Genomic DNA, 25,790 nt, shown 5'->3' with positions numbered 1-25,790 from the left:
GCTAGATGTCTCCGGCGGTCGCGACCGGGGTGACGACGGCGCGGGCCAGCGTGTGGAAGTGCGCGTTGAAGCCGAGGACGGCAGGGGTCGACTCCGGGTCGAGGTCGAGGTGGTCGACGTCGAGGGCGTGCACGATCAGGTTGTAGTGGTGCGTGCCGGTTCCGGGAGGCGGGCCTGCGCCGGTGAAGCTCTTCGAGCGCAGCTCGTTCGAGAGCATCGCCGCGCCCTGCGGGAGGTTCGCGCCGCCTTCAGCACCCGCGTTCGCGTCGAGCGAGGTGACGTCGGCCGGGATGTTGAAGACGGCCCAGTGCCAGAAGCCGGAGCCGGTCGGCGCATCCGGGTCGTGGATGGTGACGGCGAAACTCTTCGTCTCCGCGGGGAAGCCGGACCACGACAGCTGCGGCGAGATGTCGCCGCCGCCACCGCCTGCACCCCACTGCGCCTGCGCGAGCGGACGGCCGTCTGCGACGTCGTCGCTGGTGACGGTGAACTGAGGGACGGCGCCGAAACGCTCCAGAGGATCTTTGACGGTCATGAAGTAAACGGTAGACCCGTCAGCCGACGTGCGTCTTGACCGGAACAGGAACCCGGGTGCGGCGGAACCGCTGCGGGAGGCCGGAGACACCCCAGACGGTCACGCGCCACATGGCCTCGCGGACGATGCCGCCGCTCATCTTGGACGCGCCGTGCTCACGCTCCACGAACGTGATCGGCACCTCGGCGACCGAGAGGCCGGCGCGGTATGCGCGGCGGAGCATGTCGATCTGGAAGCAGTACCCCTGGCTCTCCACATCGGCGAAGTGGATGCTGCGGAGCGCCTCGGCGGTGAAGGCGCGGTAGCCGCCCGTGACGTCTTTGGCCGGGATGCCGAGGGCGATGCGCGAGTACGTGCTGCCGCCGCGGGAGAGCAGGCGGCGGCGGGCCGGCCAGTTGACGACGCCACCGCCGGGGACCCAGCGGGAGCCGAGGACGACGTCGGCGCCGGGGGTGGGGGTGGGTGCGTTGGTGGATGCGCCGGACGCGGCTGCGGGTGCGCCAATCTCCCTCGTGCCCGGCTCGCGGATCGCGGCCAGCAGGCGGTGCAGTTCCTCCGGGCGGTGCGAGCCGTCCGCATCCATCTCGACGATGCGGTCGTATCCCGCATCCAGAGCCCAGCGCATCCCGTCGCGATATGCGGCGCCGAGGCCCTCTTTTCCGGCGCGGTGCATCACGTGGATGCGCTGGTCGGCCGCGGCGAGCGCGTCGGCGAGCGCCCCCGTTCCGTCTGGGGAGTTGTCGTCGACCACGAGCACATCCACGTCGGGGGTGGCCGCGCGGACGCGTCCGACGATCGATTCGACATTCTCCCGCTCGTCGTAGGTCGGGATGATGACCAGGGTGCTCACCCCACAAGCATCGCCGATGTTGGTGAATGAAAGGAAACCGAGCGCCTGGGTAACGGCGCCGGGGTCGCTGAGAGAGCGCACAGCCGGGGCGGCCTAGCATGGTGCGGTGCCCGTGCCGAAAGTCCTCCTCTACTACGTCTTCACGCCGCTCGCCGACCCGGACGCCGTGCGGTTGTGGCAGCGCGACCTCTGCGAATCGCTCGGCCTGCGCGGACGCATCCTGCTCTCGGGCGACGGGATGAACGGGACGCTCGGCGGTGAGCTCGGCGCATTGAAGAAGTACCTGCGCAAGACGAAGGACTACCCGGCGTTCAAGGACCTCGACGTGAAGTGGAGCGAAGGGACCGGGTTCGACGACGACGGGATGAGCCTCGACTTCCCGCGGCTGTCGGTGAAGGTGCGCGACGAGATCGTGAGTTTCGGGGCGCCTGCCGAGCTGGTGGTGGACGGATCCGGCGTCGTCGGCGGAGGCGAGCGGCTCGACCCCGCCGGGCTGCACGCGCTGGTGGAGGCACGGGACGACGTGGTGTTCTTCGACGGCCGCAACCGCTTCGAGGCCGAGATCGGGCGCTTCAAGGACGCCGTGGTGCCGGATGTGTCCACGACGCGGGAGTTCGTCGCCGAGCTGGACAGCGGGAAGTACGACCACCTCAAGGGCAAGCCGGTCGTGACCTACTGCACCGGCGGGGTGCGCTGCGAGGTGCTGTCCGGACTGATGCGGTCGCGCGGCTTCGGCGAGGTGTACCAGCTCGACGGCGGTGTCGTGCGCTACGGCGAGACGTTCGGCGACGACGGGCTGTGGGAGGGCTCGCTGTACGTGTTCGACAAGCGGCAGTCCGTCCGGTTCAGCGATCACACGGCCGTGATCGGGCGCTGCGTCGTGTGCGACGCCGAGACCGAGCGGATGCGGAACTGCGCGGACGCGTCGTGCCGCGAGCAGCTGGTCGTGTGCGAGGCGGAGGACGCGGTGTTCTGCGCGGCCCACGGAGGCCCGATCCCTGCACTTCGCTCCTAGCGGACGAGTTCTCCACAGCCTCCCGGGAACCATTGGCACCCTGCGCGCGTTGCGGCCATCATGAACAGCATGGATCCGGTCGCAACCATTGTCTGGATCGTGTCGTTCGTTCTCGTCACGGTCACCGTCACGGGTTTGTCGCGCCGTGTCGGGTGGTCGGCGCCGGTGGTGCTGGTGGTCGTGGGGGCGGTGGTGTCGTTCATCCCCGGGGTCCCGCATATCGAGCTCGAGCCGGAGCTCGTGCTGTTCGGGCTGCTTCCGCCGCTGCTGTTCGCCGCGTCCATCCAGACGTCCTTCGTGGATGTGCGGGCCAGGCGAGACGGCATCCTGCTGCTCTCGGTGGGGCTGGTGGTGTTCACGGTGATCGTGGTGGGGTTCGCCACCTGGTGGGTGGTGCCGTCGCTCACGCTGGCGGCCGCGTTCGCGTTCGGGGCGGTGGTGGCGCCGACGGACACGGTGGCGGTGACGGCGATCGCCGGGCGATTGCACCTCCCCCGCCGACTCGTGACCGTGCTCGAAGGCGAGAGCCTGCTCAACGACGCGACAGCCCTGGTGGCGCTGAACGCGACCATCGCCGCGATCGTGAGCGTGGTGAACCCGTGGGCGATCGCGGGAGACTTCGCGCTTGCGGTGGTGGTCGGGGTGGCGGTCGGGCTCGGGGTCGGCTGGGTGCTCGCGATCATCCGGAAGCAGCTGCGGGCTCCGGTGCTGGACACCTCGCTGGGGTTGATCACTCCGTACCTGGCGTTCATCCCGGCGCAGTTCCTGCACGGGTCCGGCATCCTGGCGGTGGTCGTGTCTGGGCTGTACCTCGGCTACCGGTCGCCGACCATCCAGACGGCGGAGGCGCGCATCGCGGAGTCGATCAACTGGCGCACGATCCAGTTCCTGCTCGAGAACGCGGTGTTCCTGTTCATCGGGCTGGAACTGTCCAGCATCCTGAGCGGCGCATTCCGGTCGGGGATCACGGTCGGCCAGACGGTGGTGATCAGCATCGTGGTGCTGCTCGCGATCTCGGCGGCGCGGTTCGTCTGGATGGTGCTGACCACGACGCTCTACCGCCACGGCCCGAAACGGCTGCGCGAGCGCGGCTGGAACTGGCCGACGGGGATCGCGGTGTCGTTCGCCGGCATCCGCGGGGTGGTGACGCTCGCCGCCGTGTTCCTGCTGCCGGACGCGACACCGCACAAGGAGTTCCTGCAGTTCCTCGCGTTCGTGGTGGTCGTCGGAACCCTGCTCGAAGGGCTCGCGCTCCCCTGGGTCATCCGCCGGCTGAAGCTCCCGCCGCCCGACTTCGCCCAGGAGGCGAGCGAGATGCAGCGGCTGCTCGCCGAGGCCCAGACAGCCGGGCTGGAACACCTCGACTCCCAGGTGACGGGCGACGAAGACGAACGCGTGCTGGAGCGGCTGCGGATCAATGCGGTCTTCCTCTCCGACGCGCTCGAGAACCCCTCCCCGAACGAAGACGAGAACGTGCCGGTGGAATACCAGAAGCTGCGGCGGTCGATGATCAAGGCCGAGCGGAAGGCGGTGCTGGATGCGCGGGCCGAGGGGCGGTATCAGGAGCTGGCGGTGCGGTCGGTGCTGGCGTTCCTGGATGCGGAGGAGTCCGCGTTGAAGTCGTCGGGGCCGCGGAAGGGGCTTATGTAAGGGGGATTATGTCGCGGGGTGGGCGCTGGAGGCTCGGGCGGTGCGCGATGCGCGCGACCCGCGCGGACGCGGGCGGCGGGCCCAGAGGCGGGAGCGCTGGGAGGAGAGGGCCAGGACGACCAGGATGTCGAGCGGGAGGCCGAGGACGTTGTTGTGGAGGGTGACCTGGGGGCCGCCGTTGAAGAAGTCGATGGCGGAGATGACGATCAGCAGCGAACTGTAGGACATCGAGGCGATGCGTGCCCAGTTGCTGCCGCGGAAGACCAGGATCGCCAACAGCAGGTAGAAGAGCAGGCCGACTGTGAACAGGGCCATCACCACCACGAGGACGAGCTGCACGATCGGCTTCTCGTCGGCGGTGAGCGCCGCCGCCGGGTCGTCCATCTGGGCCTGGACGAACTGGCGCCAGTCGATCACGGTCAGCGCGACGAACACCGCACCCGCGACCGTTCGCAGCAGCATCAACAGGAAGCCGAGTGACGTGGGGATCGGCCGGTCCTCCGCCCTCGCCGCGCGTCTCGCATCCGCCTGGTCCGCGACCGCGATCGCAGCCGCATCCACCGGGACCGCACGCACGTCGATCACCGGGAGGTTGCCGTCGGTCTCGATGCTGTCGCCGCCGCCGTTGCGGGAGTGGTAGCCGGTGGAGAAGTCCTCGATGACCTCGACGTCGACGCCGATCCGCGCATCCATCAGGGTGGAGACGATGTGGTCGCGCTCGACGTCGGTGTTCGCGTCGATCTTGTGGGTGATCTGCAACGTGAACAGCGAGAAGCCGACGGAACGGTCGAACGTGCCGGCCGCCAGCCAGTCCGCGTTGTGACCGCCGGGGAGGAGCCAGCCCTCCGGGCACCGCCAGAAGCGCACATGGTGGCGCTTCGACGGGTTGCCGCGGACCTCCTGCTGGTAGGCGACATCCTGCTGATGGCCGAACAAGAACAGCGGGCTCACGGGAGCCTCGTCGTAGCTGCGGCGCAACAGAGTGGATGCGACGATCCGCCAGCTGGTGCGCAACGTCACGTCGTCCGCCCTGGTCCAGCCGGCCTCCGTCATCGCCTTGTCCAGCTGGGCCTCGGTGCCGAGGACGGCCAGGTTTATCGGGTCGCCGAGCAGGCCGTCACTGGTGCGCGCTCTGCCGATGAAGTAGTCCGGGACGTAGATCGAGGTCAGGATGCGGTGCAGGCGCGGCAAGACCAGATAGGCGACCACCACCCAGAACAGCACAAAGAACGCGACGAGGAACCAGCCCCACGAAAAACTCTCGGTGAGGACGATCCAGGCCAGCCAGACCACGGCGGCGCCGCCGAAGACGAAGAAGAGGTTGTCGACGACGACGTTGGTCGACCGGCGCCGGCCCGTCGCCGACCGGGTCTTGGTCACCGCCGTCTCGGCCATGCGCTCATCCTAGAGCCGCCGGGCGCGGGGTCGTATGGTGACTTCGTGAACGCGAACAACGAACTCGGCGCCGAGCTGCGCCGCCTGCACGACGCCCCCGAGCTGCTTCAGGTGGTGAACGTGTGGGATGCGATCAGCACGCGCGCGATCGCCACACTCCCCGACACCCGCGCCATCGCGACAGCGAGCCACTCGATCGCCGCATCCCACGGCTACGAGGACGGCGAGCGCATCCCGCTCGACCTGATGCTCGCGGCCATCGGGCGGATAGTGGATGCGACCGATCTGCCGGTCAGCGCCGACCTCGAAGCGGGATACGGCGACCCGGGCGAGACGATCCGGCGCGCGATCGGCGTCGGGGCGGTCGGAGCGAACCTCGAAGACGGGACGCGCTCGTTCGAGGAGGCGGTCGCCGCCGTGCGGGCGGCCATCGCCGGGGCGGAGGCGGAAGGAGTGCCGTTCGCGCTCAACGCGCGCACCGACGTGTTCCTGCATGACGACCAGCGGCCCACCGAGGAGAAGGCGCGCGAAGCGATCGAGCGCGGGCGCGCGTTCCTCGACGAAGGGGCGACCTGCGTGTTCGTGCCCGGGCTGCTCGACGAGACGGTGATCGAACTGCTCGTGGGAGGGCTCGGGGTGCGGAAGCTCAGCGTGATCGGAGTGCCGGGATCTGTGGCGCCGGCGCGGCTGGAGGAGCTCGGCGTGGCGCGGGTGTCGTACGGTCCGTGGACGCAGCGGCTGGCGTTGACCGCGCTGCAGGATGCGGCGAGCGCGCTGTACGCGGGCGGGGCGCTGCCGGGTGGGGTGCGGGTGTTGAACTAGGGGTGGTGTGGCGCGTGGCGGGCGCGGTGGTGAGCTGGCGAGGCGCGGCGGTCCAGGCGGCGCCGGGCCGGGTGGCGCATCCACTGGTCGGCGTATGGTGAAAGCCATGACTGACTTTCGGGCCATCGTGATCGAGCAGGAGGCTGAGGCGGGGCGGATCGTGGCGCATACCGCCGAGGTGCGGCGGGTGACAGATGCGTTCCTGATGCCGGGGGATGTGACCATTGCCGTCGAGTACTCCGACCTCAACTTCAAGGATGCGCTCGCCATCGCCGGGCGGCCGGGGGTGGCTCGGACGTCGCCGCTGATTCCGGGGATCGACCTGGTGGGCGTGGTGGAGGAGTCCGCAGATGAGCGGTGGGTTCCCGGGGACCGGGTGGTGCTGAACGGCGACGGGATCGGCGAGTCGCATCACGGCGGGCTGGCGGAACGGGCCCGCGTGCGCGGGGATGCGCTGGTGCGGGTGCCGGAGGTGCTGAGCGGCGCACAGGCGGCGGCAGTTGGGACCGCTGGATTCACCGCGATGCTGTCGGTGCTCGCGCTGGAACGGAACGGGCTGGATCCACAGGCGGTCGCGGATGCCGGGTCGAGCGTGCTGGTGACAGGAGCGGCCGGGGGTGTCGGGTCGGTGGCCGTGGCGGTGTTGGCGAAACTGGGTTACCCGGTTACCGCATCCACGGGCCGGCCGGAGGAGCAGGCGGACTACCTGACCGACCTCGGCGCGACGGCGATCATCGACCGGGCGGAACTCAGCGATCCGGGCAAGCCGTTGCAGCGTCAGCGTTGGGCGGGGGTGGTGGACGCCGTCGGCAGCCACACGCTCGCGAACGCGCTCGCGCAGACGACGTACGGCGGGACGGTGGCGGCGTGCGGGCTGGCGCAAGGTCCGGATCTGCCCGCGACGGTGATGCCGTTCATCCTGCGCGGGGTCACCCTGGCCGGGATCAACTCGGTCGAGGCACCCATCGCGCTGCGCGAGACGGCGTGGCGTCGGCTGGCGGTCGACCTGGACACTGAATCGCTTGCGGCGATGACGGCGTTCATCCCGCTGGCCGAGACGATCGCGGCTGCGGAGGAACTGCTGGCCGGGAAGCTGCGCGGGCGGACGGTGGTGGAGGTGCGCGCCTGACCGTGCGCGCCTGCCGCCCGCGGGCGGGGTGTCGCCGTATGCTGACCGCATGATCGTCCTCGCGACCGTGGTCGTCACCCTTGCCGCAGCCCTGCACATCGCCATCTTCGTCATGGAGAGCGTCGGCTGGACGCGGCCGGCGGTGTGGAAGCGGTTCGGGGTGGCGTCGCAGGAGGCCGCGGACACCACGCGGCCGATGGCGTACAACCAGGGGTTCTACAACCTGTTCCTCGCCATCGGGGCGATCGTCGGGCTCATCCTGCTCGGGGTCGGGATGCACGATGCCGGGCTCGCGCTGATCCTGTTCAGCACCGCGAGCATGTTCGCCGCGTCCGTCGTGCTCATCACCACCGGGCGCGGGTACGTCCGTCCGGCGCTCATCCAGGGGATCCTTCCGTTGATCGGATTCATCCTCATGCTGCTGTCCTGACGGCAGGGCCAAGCAGCAGCCGTCAGCAGCCGTCAGCGCAGCTCGGGCGCGATGTGCTCCGGGAGGAAGCCGCGGCCGACGATCCGCGCTGACGCACGGCGCGCCACCGGCATCGCAGCGGTGAGGAGCGCCCGGAGCGGAGCGGGCAGCGGGTTGGGCAGGCGGGCAGCGCCTCCCGGGCGCGCGATGAACTCGTGCGCGGCGAGCTGGAGACCCTGCATCCTGGCGACGGGAGGCAGGCGGCGGTGCTGCACCGCCTCCAGCACCCGCAGGTCGACCGGGCCGGACCGCAGCGGCGCGGCGACCGCGTTGGCCGTCGCAACCGCATCCTGCACCGCGTAGTTGACGCCGACGCCGAACGCGGGCGACATCGCGTGGGCGGCGTCGCCGATCGCGAGGAAACCGGAGCGGAACCAGCGGTCGAGACGGTTGATCTGGACCGAGAGGAGCTTGACGTCGTCCCACGAGGCGATCGCGTCCACCACCGGCGCCAGCACGGGTGCGACCTCGCCGAGCATCCGGTGGAAGTGCGGCAGCCCGGCCGCCCGCAGGGTGTCGAAGCCGCCCTTCTCGATGATCACGCCGGTCTGGAAGTAGTCACCGCGGTCGATCGTGATCACCATCGAGTGCTGGTCGACGTACGCGAGCGTGCTCGGCGGCACGCGGTCGGGCTTGGGAACGCGGAACCAGAGCACGTCGATCGGGACGCCGAACCGGCGAGGGCGCAGGCCGGCAGCATCCCGGAGCGTCGAATCGCGGCCGTCAGCGGCGACCGTCAGGGATGCGCGCACCTCCAGCTCTCCGTCCGGCCCGTGCGCCGTCACGCCGCGCACCGCACCGCCCTCCTGGATGAGCCCGACGGCGTCGGTCTGCATCAGCAGGTGGAAGCCGGGGAACGCCGCCGCCTCCTGCGCGAGGAAGGAGAGGAAATCCCACTGCGGCGCCATGACCAGGAAATCGTCGGGCGGTGGGAGCATCCCGAAGTCGATCGGGTGCAGCCTGGTGCCGTTGACCACCGCATCCAGTGTCCGGATGCTCGTGTGCGGCATCCCGAGGAAGCGGTCGCGCAGCCCGAGCTCGCCGAGCACGGTGATGGTCGACGGGTGGATGGTGTCGCCGCGGAAGTCGCGGAAGAAGTCGGCGTGCTTCTCCAGCACCACCACATCCAGCCCCGACCTGGCCAGGATCAGGCCGAGCATCATGCCGGCGGGACCGCCGCCTGCGATCACGCACGAAGTCTCCACAGTGTGCATAGTCCCCAGCGTATGCTCACACGCATGGCCATCATCGGTTCCATCCTGATCGCCGCGGCCGCCGTCGTGCACCTGGCGTTCTTCGCGATGGAGAGCGTGTTCTGGTCGTCACCCGGCGTATGGCGCAGGTTCGGGGTGGCCAGCCAGCGCGACGCGGACACGATCAGGGCGATGGCGTACAACCAGGGGTTCTACAACCTGTTCCTCGCCGGGGGCGCGGCGGTCGGGCTGGTGCTCTACTGGACGACGCTCCGGGATGTGGGGTTCGGGATCGTGTTCTTCTCCGCCGTATGCATGGTGCTCGCGGCGGTGGTGCTGATCACGACCGGGCGGGCGTTCCTGCGCGCCGCGCTGCTGCAGGGCGCGCTGCCGCTGGTGGGACTGGTGCTGCTGGTCCTCGGCTGACGCGCGGGCGGCGGCTGGGTGGCGCAGCCGCTACAGCGAGGTCTCGCCCTGCGCCGGGGTGCCGGCCGCATCCACCCGGAGCGCCTCGATGAGCTTGGTCGCGTGCGGCGTCGAGACGATGATGCGCGAGTACTCCTCGCCCTCCAGGTCGATCACCACGGCCGCGCGCTGCTTGCCCTTGATGAGCAGGAAGTCCTTGCCGCCGTGGAACTTCCAGGTTCCGACGGAGAGCGTCAACGGCACGGCGGCTCCCGGCGCGCGGATGCCGCGGATCCAGATCCACGGGTCCTCGGTGATCGCCACGGACCGGATGCTCTCTCTCGGCACGATGAGGTCGTCGCGCTTCAGAGCGAGCACCTTCTCCGCCGGCGTGAGGTGGATCTCAAGTCGGTCCGGGTGAACGTGCATGTCGGCCATGCTTCTATCCTGCCAGCGAGGGCGGCGTCGTGCGGGTCCGTTCCTCACAAAGAGATAACCGTTCGGCCGACGGTTTCCCACACTCCCCACCCCCTCGACCGCGGGGCATGTATCCTGCTGATCGTGGCAACGCAGCGGCGAACCCCGGGTTCGCAGACTTCACTTCGTGAAGCCAACCGGGCGCGGATTGTCGACGCCATCAAGAAGCACGGCGGCCTGACGCAGGTCGAGCTCGCCGGCGCCACCGGCCTCTCCCCCGCCACGGTGTCCAACATCGTGAAGGAGCTGTCGACCTCCGGCGTCCTGCATACCGCTCAGAGCATCCGGAGCGGCAGGCGCGCCCAGCACGTCACGCTGGCGCACGCACTCGGGCTCGTGGTCGGCGTGCACTTCTCCACCAGGCACATGCGGATCGCGCTCGCGGACGTCGCGCACACGGTGGTCGCCGAGAACCACATGCCGCTCGCCAAAGACCACAGGGCGGACAACGAGCTCGACAAGGTCTCGCTGCTGCTCACCGACATGCTCGAATCCGTGGATGCGGGCCGCGACGAGGTGCTCGCCGTCGGCATCGCGCTCCCCGCCCCGCTGGACAGGGCGAGCGGCACCATCGCCCGCAGCGGCATCATGCGCGGCTGGGACGGCGTGGACGTCGCCGAGGTGATGGAGCGCAGGTTGAAGCGCCCGGTGTTCATCGACAACGCCGCGAATCTGACCGCCCTGGCGGAGTCCAGGCTCGGCGCAGGGCGCGGAAAGCGCAACACGATCACGCTCGAACTCGGGGACGGGATCGGCGCAGGGCTCATCCTCAACGGGCAGGTCTACCGCGGGTTCCACGGCGTGGCCGGCGAGTTCGGGCACACCACCATCCGGGAGAACGGCCCGCTCTGCCGGTGCGGCAACCGCGGCTGCCTCGAAGCCATCGCGGGCGGTCCGGCGATCCTCGACGAGCTGCGCGACCACCTGGGCAGTCTGAAACTGGGCGATGTTGTCATCCAGGCGATGGCCGGGGATGCACGGTGCATCAGGGCCATCGCCGACGCGGGCAAGCACATCGGTATCGCGACGGCGAACCTGTGCAACCTGATCGACCCGGAGCGGGTGGTCGTCGGCGGCGAGCTGGCCAGGGCGGGCGAGCTGCTGCTCGGGCCGATGCGGCACGCCGTCGAGCGGTCGATCATCGTCAACGAAGACCTCATGCCCGACATCGTCCAGGGGCAGCTCGGGACGCGTGCGGCGACGCTCGGCGCGGTCGCATATGCCGTGGACTGCGTGAACATCACGCCGATCGACTCGCCCGCCTGACCCGGCGCGCAACACCTGCGGTGCCACACCCCCTGAATGCGTGTCTATTCGTTATCGAATCCGTTGGCTTCAACTCTTGACGACAACCTCACCACCTGCAACACTCAACCCAGCCGCCAACGATGGCGGTCTCGAATCGGAGGTTTTTCAATGAAGATCGCCACCACGAGAGCGGTCATCGCGTCGGCCGCGATCCTGCTCACAGCCGCAACACTCACAGCCTGTTCCAACGGGTCGGGAAGCGGATCCAGCTCCACCGCCGGTGCCAGCAGCGCCCAGATCGGCCTCCTCCTCCCCGACTCCGTCACCGCCAGGTACGAATCGGCAGACAAGCCGTTCTTCGAAGCCAAGATCAAAGACCTCTGCCCCGACTGCAAGGTCCTCTACTCCAACGCAGACGGCGACGCCAGCAAGCAGCAGCAGCAGGCGGAGTCGATGCTGACCCAGGGCGTCAAGGTCCTCGTCCTCGACCCGTTCGACGGCGAGGCCGCCGCATCCATCGTCGGAGAGGCCAAAGCCAAGAACGTCCCGGTCATCTCCTACGACCGCCTGATCAACAGCCCGGACAGCAACTACTACATCTCGTTCGACAACGAGAAGGTCGGGCAGCTGCAGGCCACGGCGCTCGTCGACAAGCTCAAGAAGGACAACGTCGCCTCCGGCGCCGGCATCCTGATGGTCAACGGCTCGCCGACGGACAACAACGCGACCCTGTTCAAGAAGGGCGCGCACAGCGTGATCGACTCGAGCGGATACAAGGTGCTCGCCGAGTTCGACACACCAGGATGGGACCCCGCGAAGGCCCAGGACTGGGTGGCAGGCCAGATCACGCAGTTCGGTAGCCAGATCAAGGGCATCTACGCGGCGAACGACGGAACCGGCGGCGGCGCGATCGCCTCGCTGAAGGCCGCCAACGTCAGCCCGATCCCGCCGGTCACCGGACAGGACGCCGAGCTCGCGGGCATCCAGCGCATCCTTGCCGGCGACCAGTACATGACGGTCTACAAGGCGCTCAAGCCCGAGGCGGAGAAGGCGGCAGAGCTGGCCGTCGACCTGGCCAACGGCAAGAAGCCGAAGGGTGACACGACGGTCAACACGGCGGGTGGCGCTGCCATCCAGTCGTTCCTGCTGACCCCGGTCGCCGTGACGACGGACAACATCGAGAGCACGGTCGTCAAGGACGAGTTCTACGGTTCCGACTCCGCCGCCAAGATCTGCACCGCAGACTACAAGGCCGACTGCGACAAGTACGGCATCAAGTAGCCCATCGAAGACCCGGCCGGGGATGCGGAAGCGCACCCCCGGCCGGGCCGATTCCGGCCTACCCTGGAACCGCGCAATACCCGCATTGCCAGCACCGAGCACCACCCGCTCCGCCCTTTCAGTCCAAAGGAGAACACCGTGACGATGGAATCCGCCGTCGCAGAACCCGAACGGTCGACGCGCCAGCCCGTCCTCTCCCTCCGAGGGATCTCGAAGGGTTTCGGCGCCGTCCAGGCCCTCACCGACATCGACCTCGATGTCTACCCGGGAGAGGTGGTCGCCATCGTCGGCGACAACGGCGCAGGCAAGTCGACCCTCGTCAAGATCCTGGCGGGCGTCCACCCGCAGGATGCGGGAACGGTGACGTTCGACGGCGACAGGGTGAGCATCCCGTCGCCGTCCGCGTCCCGCGAGCTCGGCATCGCGACCGTGTTCCAGGACCTCGCGCTCTGCGACAACCTGGACGTGGTCTCCAACCTCTTCCTCGGACGCGAGATCGCCAGGGGCACGCTCGACGAGGAGGAGATGGAGAAGCGGTCGTGGAGCCTGCTCCGTCAGCTCTCCGCGCGCATCCCGTCGGTGCGGATCGCCGTGGCGTCGCTCTCCGGAGGCCAGCGCCAGACCGTGGCCATCGCCCGCTCGCTGATCGGCGAGCCGCGCGTCGTCATCCTCGACGAGCCGACCGCCGCCCTCGGCGTCGCGCAGACCGCCGAGGTGCTCAACCTGATCGAGCGCCTGCGCGAGCGCGGCCTCGGCGTGGTGCTCATCAGCCACAACATGGCCGACGTGCAGGCCGTCGCCGACCGGGTCGCCGTGCTGCGCCTCGGCCGCAACAACGGCACGTTCCGCGTGCCGGACGTCAGCTACGAGGAGATCATCTCGGCCATCACCGGCGCGACCGACAACGTCGTCACGCGCAGGGCCGAGCGCCTCAGCGAAGAAGTAGAGCAGCTCACCGAACGGAGTGCGGACGCATGACCAAGACCGAGACGCCCGCGGAGGTCGCCGCCGACCTCCAGGACGAACGCCTGATTCGCTCCGAAGGACTCAGCGGCGCCGTCAAGTCGTTCGGGATGCGCGTGCGCGGTGGCGACCTGGGCTCGCTGCCCGTGGTGGTCGGCCTCGTGGTGATCTGGGCCGTGTTCCAGATCCTCAACCCGAACTTCCTGTCGGCGAACAACCTCGTCAACCTCACGCTGCAGTGCGCCGCGGTCGGCACGATCTCGATCGGCATCGTGCTCGTGCTGCTGCTCGGCCAGATCGACCTGTCGGTCGGGTCGGTCAGCGGTCTGGCCGCCGCGATCATGGGCGTCGGCCTCACGCAGCTGCACTGGCCGCTCATCGTCGCGGTGATCGCCGCGATCATCGCCGGTGTCGCCGTCGGCTACCTGTACGGGTTGCTGTTCACCCGGTTCGGGGTGCCGTCGTTCGTCATCACCCTCGCCGGCCTGCTCGGCTTCCTCGGGCTGCAGCTGTGGGTGCTCGGCCCGAACAGCTCGATCAACATCCCGTTCGACTCGTGGATCGTGCAGTTCGCGCAGCAGACCTTCCTCCCGCCGTGGGCCGCGTATGCGCTGGCCGTGATCGCCGCGGTCGCGATGTTCCTCTCCGATTGGCGCCGGTCGGAGCGCCGCCGCAAGGCCGGCCTCTCGCAGGGGTCGATGACGGTGATGCTGGTGAAGTCGGTGCTCCTGCTGCTGGCCCTCGGAGTGAGCGTCTGGTACCTCTCGACCGACCGCGGCACGGGCGCGATGTTCCTGCTGTTCGTGATCCTGGTCGTCGTGATGAACTTCTTCCTCACCCGCACCCGCTGGGGCCGGTCGGTGTTCGCCGTCGGCGGCTCCGTCGAGGCCGCGCGTCGCGCCGGTATCAAGGTCAACCGGGTCTACATCTCGGTGTTCATCCTGTGTTCGACGTTCGCGGCGGTCGGCGGCCTGCTCGCTGCGGCCAGGCTCGCATCGGTGAGCGCGGCCAGCGGCGGGACGGACACCAACCTGAACGCGATCGCCGCTGCCGTCATCGGTGGAACGAGCCTCTTCGGCGGACGCGGAAGCGCCTGGTCGGCCCTGCTGGGCATCCTGGTCATCCAGTCGATCTCCAGCGGCCTGACGCTGCTCAACCTCGACTCGTCGATCCGCTTCATGATCACCGGCGCCGTGCTGCTGCTCGCGGTCATCATCGACTCGCTGTCCCGCCGCTCCCGCGCGTCGCACGGGCAGGCGTAACTCCGGCCGCGCGCGGCGGCGAGGCATGTGAGATGGTGGTCGTGTGACCCGCACGACCACCTTCCGCGCCCGGCTGCTGCGACGGGATGCTCCCCCGCAGACCGTCACGGTCCGCGCGGCCTCCGACGCCCCGCCGCGCACGCTGCGGCGACCGGCGGGCGGCGGCGGCCAGCTGACATTCGACGTGTTCGCCCTGGTGGATGCGGACGGCTGGCCGAACGAGGCGACATACTCCTTCGTGGAGTCTGTGCAGAGGGCGGCGGCCGACGCGGACGTGTGATGGCCGGTTGCGAGGAAGCGATGCGGAGGGAAGGCACATGAGCACTGCGAGTTCTGCCGATGGCACCACCATCGGCTACGAAGCGGTCGGCAGCGGGCCGACACTGATCCTGGTCGAGGGCGCGATGTCATCCAGGGGAGGCTCGGCGAGCCAACTCGCCCCCGAGCTCTCCGACGCGTTCACGACCGTCGCGTACGACAGGCGCGGGCGCGGCGGGAGCACGGACACGCTGCCGTTCTCGGTGGACAGGGAGATCGAGGACATCGACGCGCTGATCGAGGCCGTGGGAGCCCCCGCTGTCGCGTTCGGGATGTCGTCCGGCGCGATGCTGTTGCTGCGGGCGGCTGCCGCACTCGGTCCGGAGCGGATCTCGGCCGTCGTCCTCTACGAGCCTCCGCTGATGCCGGATGCCGCTCTCGACGCCGCCAGGCAGTACACCGCCGACCTCGCCGAGACGCTGGCGGACGGTCGCCGCGGCGACGCCGTCGCGCTGTTCCTCGCCAGGGTCGGGATGCCGGAACAGGCCATCGACGGGATGCGCCACTCCCCCGCGTGGCCGGGCATGGAGGCCATCGCCCCCACGCTGGCGTACGACGACGCGGCGATGGGAGACAGTGCGGTGCCCGACGATGTCGTGCAGCGGGTGCGCATCCCGGTGCTGACGCTGGCGGGCGGGGCGAGCCCGGCGTTCCTGCAGTACGGCGCGCGCGAACTCGCCGCGGCGATCCCCGGCGCGGCCTTCGAGGTGGTCGAAGACCAGACCCACAGCTTCGCCCCGGATGCCGTCGCGCCTCCGGTGCGCCGGTTCCTGGCGACGAGACTCCAGTAACTGTCGCGCATCCCGGGCGTTTCGCGACAGTTACTGGCATCTCGCCAGGTCGGGCGGGGGTCAGGCGGGGCGGGCGGAGGCGGCGGCAGCCGCGGCGCGCGGGAGCGCGGCGAGGATGCGGTCGACGGCCGCGTCGTCGTGCGCGGCCGTGACGAACCAGGCCTCGAAGACGCTCGGCGGCAAGGAGACGCCGGCGTCGAGCATCGCGTGGAAGAAGTCGCGGTAGCGGTACGCCTCCTGGCGCTGCACCTCGGCGTAGGTCCGCGGCGCCTCGGCGAAGTCGCCGAACACGAAGCTGAACAGGTTGCCCGCCCGCTGCACCCGGTGGGCGACGCCCGCCGTGCTCAGCGCGTCGGACACCGCGGACGACACCGTGTCCGCCACGCGGTCGAGCCGGTCGTAGACCGCCTCGTCGGCGAGCGCCAGCGTGGTGAGCCCGGCGGCGACCGCGACCGGGTTCCCCGACAGCGTTCCCGCCTGATAGACCGGGCCGGTCGGCGCGAGGAAGTCCATCAGCTCGGCGCGACCGCCGAGAGCAGCCAGCGGCATCCCTCCGCCGATGACCTTGCCGAACGTGACCAGATCGGGCGTGTACCCGCGGTCCAGTCCCCAGAATCCGGCGTCACTCACGCGGAAGCCGGTGAGCACCTCATCCAGGATCAGCAGCGCGCCGAACTCGTGGGCGATGTCGGCGAGTGCTGCGTTGAAGCCCGCGTCCGGTGGGACGACACCCATGTTCGCTGCGGCGGCCTCCGTGATGACGGCCGCGATGTCCGGGCCGTGCGTCTCGAAGACGGCGCGGACCGCATCCAGGTCGTTGTACGGCAGCACGAGCGTCTGCGCGGCCGTCGCCTCGGTGACCCCGGCCGAGCCGGGCAGCGCCAGCGTCGCCAGGCCGGAGCCGGCCTCGGCGAGCAGGCTGTCCGAGTGGCCGTGGTAGTGCCCGGCGAACTTGATCAGCAGCGGGCGGCCGGTGAAGCCGCGGGCGAGCCGGATGGCGGTCATGGTCGCTTCCGTGCCGGTCGAGACGAGCCGCAGCTTCTCCACGAACGGCACGCGGGCGAGCACCGCTTCCGCCAGCTCGGTCTCCGCCGGAGTGGATGCGCCGAACGACAGCCCACGCGCAGCGGCGGCCTGCACAGCCGCGACCACCTCGGGATGCGCGTGCCCCAGGATCGCGGGACCCCACGACGCGACGAGGTCCACGTACTCGCGGCCCTCCGCATCCGTGATGTACGGACCGCTCGCCGACACCATGAACCGCGGGGTGCCGCCGACAGAGCGGAAGGCACGCACCGGCGAGTTCACGCCGCCGGGGATCACCCGCTGGGCGCGCTCGAACTGCGCCAGGTTCACGTCGCCGATGGCTGCGCCGTCCGCCAGAGCATCCAGGTCGCTCATCGCAGCCACCTCGCGACCTCGGTGGCCCAGTAGGTCATGACGGCATCTGCTCCGGCCCGGCGGGCGCCGATCAGCGTCTCCTCGACGATGCGGCGGCGGTCGACCCAGCCGCTCGCTGCGGCGGCCTCGACCATCGCGTACTCGCCGGACACCTGGTACGCCCACACGGGGACGTCGCTGATCGCGGCGACGTCGCTCAGGACGTCGAGGTAGCTGAGAGCCGGCTTGACCATGAGGATGTCCGCGCCCTCCTCCAGGTCGAGGCGCGCCTCGCGCAGGCCCTCGCGGCGGTTGGCCGGGTCCTGCTGGTATGCGCGGCGGTCGCCGGACAGCTGGGAGTCGACGGCCTCGCGGAACGGGCCGTAGAAGGCGGAGGCGTATTTGGCCGCGTAGGCGAGGATGACGGTGTCGGTGTGCCCTGCCCCGTCGAGCGCGTCGCGCACGGCGGCGACCTGGCCGTCCATCATGCCGCTGAGGCCGAGCAGCTGCGAGCCGGCGTCGGCCTGCGCGACGGCCATGTCGCGGTAGCGGAGGAGGGTGGCGTCGTTGTCGACGTGGCCCTGTGCATCCAGGACGCCGCAGTGGCCGTGGTCGGTGAACTCGTCGAGGCAGAGGTCGGTCTGCACGACCAGCGCGTCGCCCACCTCGGCGGCCAGCGCGGTGGTGGCGACGTTGAGGATGCCGTTCGGGTCGGTCGCGGCCGAGCCGGTCGCATCCCGGGTCTCCGGCACGCCGAACAGCATCACGCCGCCGACGCCTGCCTCGGCCGCCTCGGTGGCTGCACGCTTGAGGGAGTCGATGCTGTGCTGCACGACGCCGGGCATCGACTGGATGGGCAGAGCCTCGCCGATCCCCTCGCGCACGAACATCGGAAGAATGAGTTCGCCGGGATGGAGCCGGGTCTCGGAGGTCAGACGGCGCAGGGCAGGAGACTGCCGGAGGCGTCGTGGTCGGACAACAGGATGCGTCACGTCACTCACGTCACAAGCCTACGCGCCCGCGTCTGAGCCCCCTCCCAGCTTTCGGAGGGCGCCCCAGGGCGCAGAAGTTATTCGGAGGCGTGGGCGGCGTCGACGAGGGACTCGATGAGGGAGGTGGCGGTGCGTTCGGCGGCGATCACGTCGACGCGGAGGCCGAAGGCGCGGGCGTCGCGGGCGGTCTGCGGGCCGATCGCGGCCACCAGGGTCGATTCGGGGATGGGGCCGAGCTGCTGCTGCACCTGCTCGGCGACCGATCCGGAGGTGACGAGGATGGCCTGCACGAGCCCGTCGGCCACATCCCGCACCACGTTCTCCGGCACCGGGACGCCGATGGTTCGGTAGGCGACCACGGATTCGACGTCGTGGCCGATGCGCTTCAGGCCCTCGGTGAGGAGCGGCTTCGCGATCTCAGAGCGCAGCGTCAGCACGCGGAGCGGAACGATGCCGGCGGTGGCGGCCTCCCACTCCTCGAGCAGACCGCGGGCCGAGTTGTCCTCGGAGGGGACGAGGTCGACCTTGTAGCCGGCGGCGGCGAGAGCGGCCGCCGTGGTCTCTCCGACGGCGGCGACCCTGGTCGACGGCGGGACGGCGGCGCGCTGCGCGCTGAGCACATCCACCGTCGTGGCGCTGGTGACCGTCATCCAGTCGAACTCGCCCGCCGCCAGCCGGGCGAGCGCCGCTTCGAGCGCGGGCGCATCGGCGGTCGGCGCGAAGTTGATCATGGCCGCGACGATCGGGGACGCACCCTTGGACCGCAGATCAGCGGCCACCGAGTCACCCCACGGCCCGCCGCGCGGCACGAGGACGCGCCAGCCGGCGAGCGGTTTGGGTGAAGCGGAAGGGGTGGTCATCGCGTGCTCCCGAGCGGTGCAAGGTCGGCGGCCCCCGCGCCGAGCAGTTCGTCCACCACCCGTTGGCCGACGTCGCGTGCCGCCTCGTCGAGGTGGCGTGCGCTCATCGATTCCGGGGTGGCGGCATGGGATGCGGTCAGCTGCTCCGAGCCGTCCGGCCGGTAGACCGTGGCGGTGAGGAAGAGCAATCCGTCGTCCACGATAGCGGTCGCGCCGATCGGTGCGGCGCATCCTGCCTCGAGTCCGGCGAGGACGTGTCGCTCCGCGGTCACGCAGGCGCGCGTCGTGACGTGGTCGACGGCCGAGAGTGCCTTGGCGATCGGGCCCTGGGCCCTCTCGTCTCCCGCGCGGACCTCGATGGCGAGAGCGCCCTGTCCGGGCGCCGTCGGAACGGTCGACAGTGCGAAGAAGTCCGTGACGGCGTCTGAGCGGCCGAGCCGGGCGAGACCGGCGGCGGCGAGCACGACGGCGTCGAGGTCGCCGTCGGCGACGCGGCCCAGCCGGGTGTCGACGTTGCCGCGGATGTCCACGACGTCGAGGTCCGGGCGCCTGGCCTTCAACTGGGCGACGCGGCGCGGCGAACCCGTGCCGACACGGGCGCCGTCGGGAAGCGTCTCGAGCGTGAGGCCGTCGCGGGCGCACAGGGTGTCGCGCGCGTCTGCCCGCTTGGGCACAGCGCCGATGACGAGGCCGGCGACGGGCGAGGTCGGGAGGTCTTTGAGCGAGTGGACGATGAGGTCGCACTCGTCGGCGAGCAGCGCATCCCGGAGTGCACTGGCGAACACGCCGGTGCCGCCCAGCTCCGAGAGCGAGTCCCTGGAGGTGTCGCCGTGGGTGGTCACGGTGATCAGCTCCACGTCGCGGCCGGTCGCCTTGGCGATAGCATTCGCGACGACCGTGGTCTGCGCCACGGCGAGAGCGCTGCCGCGGGTGCCGACGCGGAGCACGCCGTCACGCCGCTCGACAGCTCCGGATGCGCGGCTCACCGTGCCGGTCACGGCGCGAGCCCCGCGGCGGCCGGCTTGAAGCCGAGCCTGGCGTTCTCGCAGCACCCTGGACGGCAGACGTCGTACCAGGGACCGATCGAGGTCATGGCCGGACGCTGGTCGACGGGCACGCCGTCCCGGCGTTCGAGTACCAGGTCGACGAGACCGGAGACGTACTTGTGGTGGGTGCCGGGGGTCGGGACGCGGACCGCGACGAGGCCGTTCTCCTCGCTGGACTCCATCGCCTCGTTGTCGAGGTCCCAGAGGACCTCCATGTGGTCGCTGACGAACCCGAGGGGCACGATGATGACCGCACGGATGCCCTTGGCCGGGAGTTCGGCGATGGCGTCGTTGATGTCCGGCTCCAGCCACGGCATCGACGGAGGGCCCGAGCGCGACTGGTAGACCAGCTGCCACTTCACCACGCCGTCGGTCGCCGCCTGGGCGACGACCTCCGCCACAGCCAGGTGCTGCGCCGCGTACGCGCCGCCCTCGCCGAACCCGCGGGAGGCAGGGCCGGACTTGGCCGCATCCACCGAGGGGATGGAGTGGGTCGAGAACAGGATCTCCACCTCGGTGGCCGGGTCGATTCCCGGCACCTTCTGCTCGATCTCGGCCAGGCCGTTGCGCACGCCCTCGATGAACGGCTCGACGAAACCGGGGTGGTCGAAGAACTGGCGCACCTTGTCGATCTCGATGACGCCTTCGAGGCCGGTCTCCTCGAGAGCCATCGCGAAGTCCTCGCGATACTGGCGGCAGCTCGAATACGACGAGTACGCGCTGGTGGCGATGGCGATGATCTTCGTCAGCCCGCGCTCGTTCGCCTCGGTGAGGGCGTCCTTGAGGTACGGGTCCCAGTTGCGGTTGCCCCACAGCACGGGCAGGTCGATGCCTCGGGATGCCAGCTCGGCTTCCAGCGCCGCCTTGAGTTCGCGGTTCTGGTCGTTGATCGGGCTCACGCCGCCGAAGTGGCGGTAGTGGTGGGCGACCTCTTCGAGGCGCTCCTCCGGGATGCCGCGGCCACGCGTGACGTTGCGGAGGAACGGGATGACGTCGTCCTGTCCCTCCGGACCGCCGAAGCCGGCGAGCAGGATCGCGTCGTAGGCGACGGGCTCGGTCACGTGCTCGGGGCCGGAGGCCGCCGCCGGCGTCGCGCCGAGGACGCGGGCGGTGGTGTCGACGTCGGTCACTGGAGCACCTCCACGAGCTCGGCGGGCTGCACGCGGCGGCCGGTGAAGAACGGGACCTCTTCGCGGACGTGCAGGCGCGCATCCGTCTGGCGCAGGTCGCGCATGAGGTCGACGAGGTCGGTCAGCTCGTCGGACTCGAGCGGCAGGATCCACTCGTAGTCTCCGAGGGCGAACGACGCCACCGTGTTTGCGAGGACGGAGCGGAACGCCGCACCCTTGCGTCCGTGCTCGGAGAGCATCCGGCCGCGCTCCTCGTCGGGCAGCAGGTACCACTCGTAGCTGCGCACGAACGGGTAGACCGTCAGCCACTCCTTCGGCTCCTTGCCGCGGAGGAAGCCGGGGACGTGCGACTTGTTGAACTCCGCATCCCGGTGCACGCCCATGGCGTTCCAGGTGGGGAGGAGGGCCTTGAGGAGCTGCGTGCGGCGCAGCTGGCGGAGCGCCCACTGCAGGGTGTGCGCCTCCGGGCCGTGGATCCAGATCATGACGTCGGCGTCGGCGCGGAGGCCGGAGACGTCGTAGAGACCGCGGGTGGTCACGTTCTGCAGTTCGAGGTCGGCGATCACGCCCTCGAGCTCCCGGACCGCCCGGGGCACGTCTGTGCCGTCGAGGTCGTCCGGGCGGGACGGGTCGCGACGCAGGACGGCCCAGAGCGTGTAGCCGCTGGGGGTGACGGCGTCAGCGTCTTCGTGTGTTGCCGGTGTTTCGTTGGGGGTGCTCGAATCTGCCGGTGCGGCAGCCGGGTTAGTCATACCTCACAGTCTCCCTCCCAAACCTGTGAGAGCCAAAACAGCCCTGTGAGAGCCGGATGCGTCCCGTCGCGTCACTTGGTGACGGAGCGGACGATCAGCCAGACCACCCCTGCGACCGCCGCTGCGGCGGCCACGGCGATGCCGACCAGCGCGAGGGGGTTGTCCGTGCGCAGCCGCTCGATGCGCTCTGCCGTGCGCTTGGGGACGTTGAGCTTGTATTCGATCGCGTCGAGGGTGGCCGCGAGTTCGTTGCGGGCCCGCTGCACGTCGCTGGTGTCAGTTGTCATACTTGCCCATCCCCTTGAACGCCTCGGTGTCCTCCTTGATGCTGTCGATCGTCTGGCTCGGAGCGACACCGTTCATCTTCTTGAACGACTGCACCCCGATCAGCACCAGGATGCCCGCCAGCAGCAGCAGTGCCACGAACACGATCAGCGCGGCCAGCCAGCCGGGCAGCACGACGGCCAGGCCCAGGACGGCGGCGGCCACGAGGGTGCCGAGTGCGAAGAAGCCGAATCCGGCGGCCACGACCATCAGGCCTATGCCGACACCGGCATATTTCGCCTTCTCGGCGAACTCCGCCTTCAGGTGGGCGAGTTCGGCCTTCAGCAGCTCGATGAGCAGCCGCGGGAGGTCGGCGATCAGCGCGAACAGCGATCGCGAGCGTGCGCGTTCGTCGTCAGTCATATCGGTCACCGTACTCCTGCTTCGCTCAAACCCGATCGGCATCCGGTGCTGAGCCGTCCGCCGCCTTCAGCGCGGCCTCCGCGGCCGGCGCGGGAACGGGCGCTTTCGACTCCTGGCGGCGCTGGTTGGCCTGCACGATGAGCTTCTTCGCGCTGTCGATCACCGCGCCGGGAACCTCACCGGCCTTCGCGGCCACGAAATCCTCGACTGCGTGCACCTGCTTCTGGATGCCGTCGGACTCCCAGACCTTGGCGGCGGCCGCCTTGATCTGCTCGTAGCGGTTACGTCCGGCACGCGTGCCGAGGACGTAGCCCACGCCAGCGCCCGCGATGAAGAGAAGCTTTCCGCGCATTGCGCACCCCGTTCGTCAAAGGTTCTCGGTCAGTGCCTTCCAGCGTAGCCCCCTGGCGCGCTCGGCCGAATGGCGCGCATCCGGGACCACGGAGGCGAGCCCGGTGCCGGTCAGCCACGAGCCGGTGACCTCCAGCCCCTCGACCGCGTCCGCGGCCTCGCGGACCGCTGCGATGCGCGCACCCTCGCCGAGGGCGGCGTACGGGAGCGCGTTCGTCCAGCGGGTGCGGGCGAAAGCGGCGACCTCGGATTCCGTGAGCGGAATGTCCAGCAGAGTGGATGCGTCGGACACGGCGAGCGCACGCAGCGCCACGTCGTCGAGTCCGGCGGTCTCCGACGACTTACCCGCCCGCCCGTAGGAGAGGCGCACGACGTGCCTGCCTGTGCCGACCGCTTCGGCGAGCCAGGCCCACTTCGCCGTCGAATGCGTCATGGCCTTCGCGGACACGTCGGAGCGCTCGGCGTCGGAGACGAGGACTCCCGTGCCGCGCGGGGCGGAGGAGAGGCGTTGGTCGGTGAGGACGAGCGTCACCAGTTCGACACTGGATGCGGGCGGCCAGTCGAGCTCGGAGAGCCGCGCGAGCTCCGGCGACGCCGTCGCCAGCAGGGCGAGGGCCGCGGGCGCCGGGGTCGCGAGGATCACTGCGTCGGCCGGGAGTTCCTCGCCGTCGGCGAGGCGGACGGTCCAGCGAGCGGGGAGGGCGTCGGCTGCTTCGGCGGCTTCGGCGGCGGCCTGGGCCGGGTCTGCGCCCCGCGGTGTCGACTCGTCCGTCTCCGCGGACTCCGGGTCCGGGGCGACCCACGGCTCGACGGAGACCACCTGCGCTCCTGTCCGCAGCACGCCGCCGTGCTCCGCGATGGCGGAGGCCAGCGCGGCGGGGAGGCGCCACATCCCGCCGTCGATGCCGCCGACGGCGCTGCCCGCCTTCGCGTTCGCGCGCAGCTCGCCGACCGCTCCGGAGAGCGAGCCGAGCCGGGTGAGGGCGTTGTTGAGTCCGGGAGCGACCACATCCACGTCGAGGTCGTCCGGCTGGGCCGAGTACACGCCGGTCGCCACCGGGGCGACGAGGCGGTCGAGCACCTTCGCGCCCATGCGCTTGCGCACGAGTGTGCCGAGGCGTTTCTCCTTGCCGATGGTGAGCACCGGCATCAGCCGGTCGAGGTATGCGCGGAGCGCGCCGCCCCAGCCGATCGCGGCGACCACGTCGCTGGCGAGAGGGGAACTGGGGATGCCGAGCAGCCCGGCCTTGGGCAGCGGCACGGTGCGCGACCCGTAGCGCACCCACGCGCCGGCCGGGTTGGGCTGGACGACGTCGCCGGACAGGCCGAGCTCCTCGATCAGCGCGGCGACGTGTCCTCCGCGGGTGGCGAAGCTCTCCGCGCCCGCGTCGACCGTGATGCCGCCGACGTCGAGAGCGGCGACGGAGCCGCCGCACGCGTCAGATGCCTCCAGCAGGGTGACGGAGAAGCCCGGCCGCGCGCAGTCCCGCGCAGCGACCAGGCCGGCCATGCCGCCGCCGATCACCACGATGCGGGTCGGTGGAGCCTCGACGACGCTGCGGAGGTCGTCGCGGAGGTCGTCGCCCTGCGCGGCGTTCATCGGCTGTGGACGAACTCGACCAGGCGGGTGAGCACGGCGGGATCGGTCTCCGGCGGCACGCCGTGGCCGAGGTTGAGGACGTGCGACGGCGCATCCACTCCCCGCTCCAGCACGTCCACGACGTGGGCTTCGAGCACCTCCCACGGTGCGTCGAGCACGGCGGGATCGATGTTGCCCTGGATGGGGACGACGTGGCCCAGACGACGGCTCGCCTCGTCCAGCGGGATGCGGTAATCGACGCCGACCACGTCCGCCCCGACCTCGTGCATCGCCTTCAGCAGCTCGCCCGTGCCGACACCGAAGTGGACGATCGGGACGTTGCGGGTCTGCGCGCCCTCCGCCCCGTCGGCCGCAGGCACGTCGTACGTCAGGTCGCGCACGTGCGACAGCGCCCTGGTGGATGCGGGGGCGACGTGCTCCGTGTAGTCCTGCAGCGACAGCGAGCCTGCCCACGAGTCGAACAGCTGCGCGGCGCTCGCGCCGGCCAGCACCTGCGCGCGGAGGAAGGCGCCGGTGATGTCCGCCGTCCAGGCCATGAGCTTCGCCCACGCTGCCGGATCGGCATGCATCAGCGTGCGTGCCCGGATGTGGTCCTTCGACGGGCCGCCCTCGACCAGGTACGCGGCGAGCGTGAACGGGGCCCCCGCGAAGCCGATCAGCGGGGTGTCCCCCAGCTCGGCGATGGTGATGCGCACGGCCTCGGCGATCGGGGCGAACACCTCGGCGTCGAGGGAGGCGGGGTCGACGGCGGTGAGCCTGTCCACGTCCTCCGCGGTGCGGACCGGGCTGCCGAGCACGGGCCCCTTGCCCGGAACGATGTCCACATCCACGCCGGCGAGGCGCAGCGGGATGACGATGTCGCTGAAGAAGATGCCGGCGTCGACGCCGTGACGGCGCACGGGCTGCAGCGTGATCTCGCTGGCGAGCGCAGGGTCGAGGCAGGCGTCGAGCATCCGGGTGCCGACCCGCAGCTCGCGGTACTCGGGGAGCGATCGACCTGCCTGGCGCATGAACCAGACGGGTGTCACCGCCTGCCGTTCCCCTTGGTATGCGCGGACGAGGCGACTGGATGCGGTGCGTCCGGCGGCGAGTGGATGGGTCGGGTCGAGGGTGTTCACCCCCTGATTCTGCCAAAGTGCAGGGAATCGAACCTGAGCGCGCGGCATGAGCGGCTTCCGATTCGAGGTTC

Annotated in this window: 28 protein-coding genes; 12 read left to right on the top strand and 16 right to left on the bottom strand. The window is 70.2% G+C overall.

Annotation, left to right across the window (positions count from 1 at the left end; translation table 11 throughout):
- Position 1: 1 nt before the first annotated feature.
- Entirely contained in the window at positions 2-535 is a 534-nt protein-coding gene (locus AC1ROC_RS17780; RefSeq protein ID WP_085367630.1) for a YbhB/YbcL family Raf kinase inhibitor-like protein, read from the bottom strand.
- 19 nt (positions 536-554) lie between these two features.
- Positions 555-1,385, bottom strand: coding sequence for a polyprenol monophosphomannose synthase (locus AC1ROC_RS17775; protein WP_493001746.1), 831 nt, complete (start codon positions 1,383-1,385; stop codon positions 555-557).
- Between the two features lie 106 nt (positions 1,386-1,491).
- On the opposite strand from AC1ROC_RS17775, the gene trhO reads away from it, so the two are divergent.
- Positions 1,492-2,400, top strand: coding sequence for an oxygen-dependent tRNA uridine(34) hydroxylase TrhO (trhO, locus tag AC1ROC_RS17770; protein WP_493001745.1), 909 nt, complete (start codon positions 1,492-1,494; stop codon positions 2,398-2,400).
- 69 nt (positions 2,401-2,469) lie between these two features.
- Entirely contained in the window at positions 2,470-4,050 is a 1,581-nt protein-coding gene (locus AC1ROC_RS17765; protein ID WP_247597241.1) for a Na+/H+ antiporter, read from the top strand.
- A gap of 6 nt (positions 4,051-4,056) precedes the next feature.
- Here the strand turns inward: AC1ROC_RS17765 and AC1ROC_RS17760 are convergent, their stop codons facing one another.
- On the bottom strand, positions 4,057-5,445 hold the full coding sequence (locus tag AC1ROC_RS17760; protein WP_493001744.1) for an LssY C-terminal domain-containing protein: 1,389 nt from the start codon (positions 5,443-5,445) through the stop codon (positions 4,057-4,059).
- Between the two features lie 45 nt (positions 5,446-5,490).
- Here AC1ROC_RS17760 and AC1ROC_RS17755 point away from each other — a divergent pair, with 45 nt between their 5' ends.
- The 3 genes from AC1ROC_RS17755 (at position 5,491) to AC1ROC_RS17745 (ending at position 7,826) form a co-directional block, all read left to right on the top strand.
- Positions 5,491-6,267, top strand: coding sequence for an isocitrate lyase/PEP mutase family protein (locus AC1ROC_RS17755; RefSeq protein WP_493001743.1), 777 nt, complete (start codon positions 5,491-5,493; stop codon positions 6,265-6,267).
- A gap of 106 nt (positions 6,268-6,373) precedes the next feature.
- Positions 6,374-7,396: an acrylyl-CoA reductase (NADPH) gene (acuI, locus tag AC1ROC_RS17750; protein ID WP_493001742.1), complete on the top strand. Its 1,023-nt coding sequence runs from the start codon at positions 6,374-6,376 to the stop codon at positions 7,394-7,396.
- A 49-nt stretch (positions 7,397-7,445) separates the two neighbouring features.
- Positions 7,446-7,826 carry a DUF1304 domain-containing protein gene (locus tag AC1ROC_RS17745; protein WP_493001741.1) on the top strand — a complete coding sequence of 127 codons (381 nt, stop codon included), beginning with the start codon at positions 7,446-7,448 and terminating at the stop codon, positions 7,824-7,826.
- A 32-nt stretch (positions 7,827-7,858) separates the two neighbouring features.
- Here the strand turns inward: AC1ROC_RS17745 and AC1ROC_RS17740 are convergent, their stop codons facing one another.
- The gene (locus AC1ROC_RS17740; RefSeq protein WP_493001740.1) at positions 7,859-9,079 is read right to left on the bottom strand and encodes an FAD-dependent oxidoreductase; all 1,221 of its coding nucleotides are present in this window, start codon (positions 9,077-9,079) and stop codon (positions 7,859-7,861) included.
- A gap of 24 nt (positions 9,080-9,103) precedes the next feature.
- On the opposite strand from AC1ROC_RS17740, the gene AC1ROC_RS17735 reads away from it, so the two are divergent.
- Positions 9,104-9,484, top strand: a complete 381-nt coding sequence (locus AC1ROC_RS17735; RefSeq protein WP_085367675.1) for a DUF1304 domain-containing protein — start codon at positions 9,104-9,106, stop codon at positions 9,482-9,484.
- 30 nt (positions 9,485-9,514) lie between these two features.
- Here the strand turns inward: AC1ROC_RS17735 and AC1ROC_RS17730 are convergent, their stop codons facing one another.
- Positions 9,515-9,901 (bottom strand): hypothetical protein, encoded by a 387-nt coding sequence (locus AC1ROC_RS17730; protein WP_085367621.1) that lies wholly within the window; start codon positions 9,899-9,901, stop codon positions 9,515-9,517.
- 123 nt (positions 9,902-10,024) lie between these two features.
- On the opposite strand from AC1ROC_RS17730, the gene AC1ROC_RS17725 reads away from it, so the two are divergent.
- The 6 genes from AC1ROC_RS17725 to AC1ROC_RS17700 all read left to right on the top strand — a co-directional run bounded on the left by AC1ROC_RS17725 (position 10,025) and on the right by AC1ROC_RS17700 (position 15,803).
- The gene (locus AC1ROC_RS17725; RefSeq protein ID WP_085367620.1) at positions 10,025-11,206 is read left to right on the top strand and encodes an ROK family transcriptional regulator; all 1,182 of its coding nucleotides are present in this window, start codon (positions 10,025-10,027) and stop codon (positions 11,204-11,206) included.
- 150 nt (positions 11,207-11,356) lie between these two features.
- Complete coding sequence (locus AC1ROC_RS17720) at positions 11,357-12,469, top strand: ABC transporter substrate-binding protein (RefSeq protein WP_493001739.1); 1,113 nt, start codon at positions 11,357-11,359, stop codon at positions 12,467-12,469.
- Between the two features lie 144 nt (positions 12,470-12,613).
- On the top strand, positions 12,614-13,447 hold the full coding sequence (locus AC1ROC_RS17715) for an ATP-binding cassette domain-containing protein (RefSeq protein WP_085367618.1): 834 nt from the start codon (positions 12,614-12,616) through the stop codon (positions 13,445-13,447).
- Positions 13,444-14,694: a sugar ABC transporter permease gene (locus tag AC1ROC_RS17710; protein ID WP_085367617.1), complete on the top strand. Its 1,251-nt coding sequence runs from the start codon at positions 13,444-13,446 to the stop codon at positions 14,692-14,694. The genes AC1ROC_RS17715 and AC1ROC_RS17710 overlap by 4 nt, the downstream gene beginning before the upstream one ends.
- Before the next feature lie 43 nt (positions 14,695-14,737).
- Positions 14,738-14,974 (top strand): hypothetical protein, encoded by a 237-nt coding sequence (locus tag AC1ROC_RS17705; RefSeq protein ID WP_085367616.1) that lies wholly within the window; start codon positions 14,738-14,740, stop codon positions 14,972-14,974.
- 37 nt (positions 14,975-15,011) lie between these two features.
- Entirely contained in the window at positions 15,012-15,803 is a 792-nt protein-coding gene (locus AC1ROC_RS17700) for an alpha/beta fold hydrolase (protein ID WP_493001738.1), read from the top strand.
- A 60-nt stretch (positions 15,804-15,863) separates the two neighbouring features.
- Here the strand turns inward: AC1ROC_RS17700 and hemL are convergent, their stop codons facing one another.
- From hemL to hemE, 11 genes are all read right to left on the bottom strand, one after another.
- Positions 15,864-17,204: a glutamate-1-semialdehyde 2,1-aminomutase gene (hemL, locus tag AC1ROC_RS17695; RefSeq protein WP_085367674.1), complete on the bottom strand. Its 1,341-nt coding sequence runs from the start codon at positions 17,202-17,204 to the stop codon at positions 15,864-15,866.
- Entirely contained in the window at positions 17,201-18,175 is a 975-nt protein-coding gene (hemB, locus tag AC1ROC_RS17690; RefSeq protein WP_493001754.1) for a porphobilinogen synthase, read from the bottom strand. The genes hemL and hemB overlap by 4 nt, the downstream gene beginning before the upstream one ends.
- Before the next feature lie 77 nt (positions 18,176-18,252).
- Positions 18,253-19,035, bottom strand: a complete 783-nt coding sequence (locus tag AC1ROC_RS17685; protein WP_493001737.1) for a uroporphyrinogen-III synthase — start codon at positions 19,033-19,035, stop codon at positions 18,253-18,255.
- A complete protein-coding gene (gene hemC / locus AC1ROC_RS17680; protein WP_493001736.1) occupies positions 19,032-20,033 on the bottom strand; it encodes a hydroxymethylbilane synthase in 1,002 nt (333 codons plus the stop codon). The genes AC1ROC_RS17685 and hemC overlap by 4 nt, the downstream gene beginning before the upstream one ends.
- Complete coding sequence (locus tag AC1ROC_RS17675) at positions 20,030-21,211, bottom strand: ferrochelatase (RefSeq protein ID WP_168688350.1); 1,182 nt, start codon at positions 21,209-21,211, stop codon at positions 20,030-20,032. The genes hemC and AC1ROC_RS17675 overlap by 4 nt, the downstream gene beginning before the upstream one ends.
- Positions 21,208-21,963, bottom strand: coding sequence for a hydrogen peroxide-dependent heme synthase (gene hemQ / locus AC1ROC_RS17670; protein WP_085367611.1), 756 nt, complete (start codon positions 21,961-21,963; stop codon positions 21,208-21,210). The genes AC1ROC_RS17675 and hemQ overlap by 4 nt, the downstream gene beginning before the upstream one ends.
- Positions 21,964-22,034: 71 nt before the next feature.
- Positions 22,035-22,250: a DUF3618 domain-containing protein gene (locus AC1ROC_RS17665; RefSeq protein ID WP_085367610.1), complete on the bottom strand. Its 216-nt coding sequence runs from the start codon at positions 22,248-22,250 to the stop codon at positions 22,035-22,037.
- Positions 22,240-22,650, bottom strand: coding sequence for a phage holin family protein (locus tag AC1ROC_RS17660; RefSeq protein ID WP_168688349.1), 411 nt, complete (start codon positions 22,648-22,650; stop codon positions 22,240-22,242). Before AC1ROC_RS17660 ends, AC1ROC_RS17665 begins: the two co-directional genes overlap by 11 nt.
- Positions 22,651-22,675: 25 nt before the next feature.
- Positions 22,676-23,002 (bottom strand): hypothetical protein, encoded by a 327-nt coding sequence (locus tag AC1ROC_RS17655; RefSeq protein WP_493001735.1) that lies wholly within the window; start codon positions 23,000-23,002, stop codon positions 22,676-22,678.
- Between the two features lie 15 nt (positions 23,003-23,017).
- The gene (locus tag AC1ROC_RS17650; protein ID WP_493001734.1) at positions 23,018-24,601 is read right to left on the bottom strand and encodes a protoporphyrinogen/coproporphyrinogen oxidase; all 1,584 of its coding nucleotides are present in this window, start codon (positions 24,599-24,601) and stop codon (positions 23,018-23,020) included.
- Positions 24,598-25,767 (bottom strand): uroporphyrinogen decarboxylase, encoded by a 1,170-nt coding sequence (gene hemE, locus AC1ROC_RS17645; protein WP_493001733.1) that lies wholly within the window; start codon positions 25,765-25,767, stop codon positions 24,598-24,600. The genes AC1ROC_RS17650 and hemE overlap by 4 nt, the downstream gene beginning before the upstream one ends.
- Between the last annotated feature and the right edge of the window lie 23 nt (positions 25,768-25,790).

The organism is Leifsonia sp. GW821-FHT13C05, assembly GCF_058806515.1.
Note: the sequence above shows the minus strand (reverse complement) of the source record. Positions and strands in the feature narration are given on the sequence as shown.

Excerpts from the sequence above, each read along its gene's own strand:
- AC1ROC_RS17780 (WP_085367630.1), bottom strand. The coding sequence starts at position 535 with ATGACCGTCAAAGATCCTCTGGAGCGTTTCGGCGCCGTCCCTCAGTTC.
- AC1ROC_RS17765 (WP_247597241.1), top strand. The coding sequence starts at position 2,470 with ATGGATCCGGTCGCAACCATTGTCTGGATCGTGTCGTTCGTTCTCGTC.
- AC1ROC_RS17760 (WP_493001744.1), bottom strand. The coding sequence starts at position 5,445 with ATGGCCGAGACGGCGGTGACCAAGACCCGGTCGGCGACGGGCCGGCGC.
- acuI (WP_493001742.1), top strand. The coding sequence starts at position 6,374 with ATGACTGACTTTCGGGCCATCGTGATCGAGCAGGAGGCTGAGGCGGGG.
- AC1ROC_RS17745 (WP_493001741.1), top strand. The coding sequence starts at position 7,446 with ATGATCGTCCTCGCGACCGTGGTCGTCACCCTTGCCGCAGCCCTGCAC.
- AC1ROC_RS17740 (WP_493001740.1), bottom strand. The coding sequence starts at position 9,079 with ATGCACACTGTGGAGACTTCGTGCGTGATCGCAGGCGGCGGTCCCGCC.
- AC1ROC_RS17735 (WP_085367675.1), top strand. The coding sequence starts at position 9,104 with ATGGCCATCATCGGTTCCATCCTGATCGCCGCGGCCGCCGTCGTGCAC.
- AC1ROC_RS17730 (WP_085367621.1), bottom strand. The coding sequence starts at position 9,901 with ATGGCCGACATGCACGTTCACCCGGACCGACTTGAGATCCACCTCACG.
- AC1ROC_RS17720 (WP_493001739.1), top strand. The coding sequence starts at position 11,357 with ATGAAGATCGCCACCACGAGAGCGGTCATCGCGTCGGCCGCGATCCTG.
- AC1ROC_RS17715 (WP_085367618.1), top strand. The coding sequence starts at position 12,614 with ATGGAATCCGCCGTCGCAGAACCCGAACGGTCGACGCGCCAGCCCGTC.
- AC1ROC_RS17710 (WP_085367617.1), top strand. The coding sequence starts at position 13,444 with ATGACCAAGACCGAGACGCCCGCGGAGGTCGCCGCCGACCTCCAGGAC.
- AC1ROC_RS17700 (WP_493001738.1), top strand. The coding sequence starts at position 15,012 with ATGAGCACTGCGAGTTCTGCCGATGGCACCACCATCGGCTACGAAGCG.
- hemL (WP_085367674.1), bottom strand. The coding sequence starts at position 17,204 with ATGAGCGACCTGGATGCTCTGGCGGACGGCGCAGCCATCGGCGACGTG.
- AC1ROC_RS17685 (WP_493001737.1), bottom strand. The coding sequence starts at position 19,035 with ATGACCACCCCTTCCGCTTCACCCAAACCGCTCGCCGGCTGGCGCGTC.
- hemQ (WP_085367611.1), bottom strand. The coding sequence starts at position 21,963 with ATGACTAACCCGGCTGCCGCACCGGCAGATTCGAGCACCCCCAACGAA.
- AC1ROC_RS17665 (WP_085367610.1), bottom strand. The coding sequence starts at position 22,250 with ATGACAACTGACACCAGCGACGTGCAGCGGGCCCGCAACGAACTCGCG.
- AC1ROC_RS17660 (WP_168688349.1), bottom strand. The coding sequence starts at position 22,650 with ATGACTGACGACGAACGCGCACGCTCGCGATCGCTGTTCGCGCTGATC.
- AC1ROC_RS17655 (WP_493001735.1), bottom strand. The coding sequence starts at position 23,002 with ATGCGCGGAAAGCTTCTCTTCATCGCGGGCGCTGGCGTGGGCTACGTC.
- AC1ROC_RS17650 (WP_493001734.1), bottom strand. The coding sequence starts at position 24,601 with ATGAACGCCGCGCAGGGCGACGACCTCCGCGACGACCTCCGCAGCGTC.
- hemE (WP_493001733.1), bottom strand. The coding sequence starts at position 25,767 with ATGCCGCGCGCTCAGGTTCGATTCCCTGCACTTTGGCAGAATCAGGGG.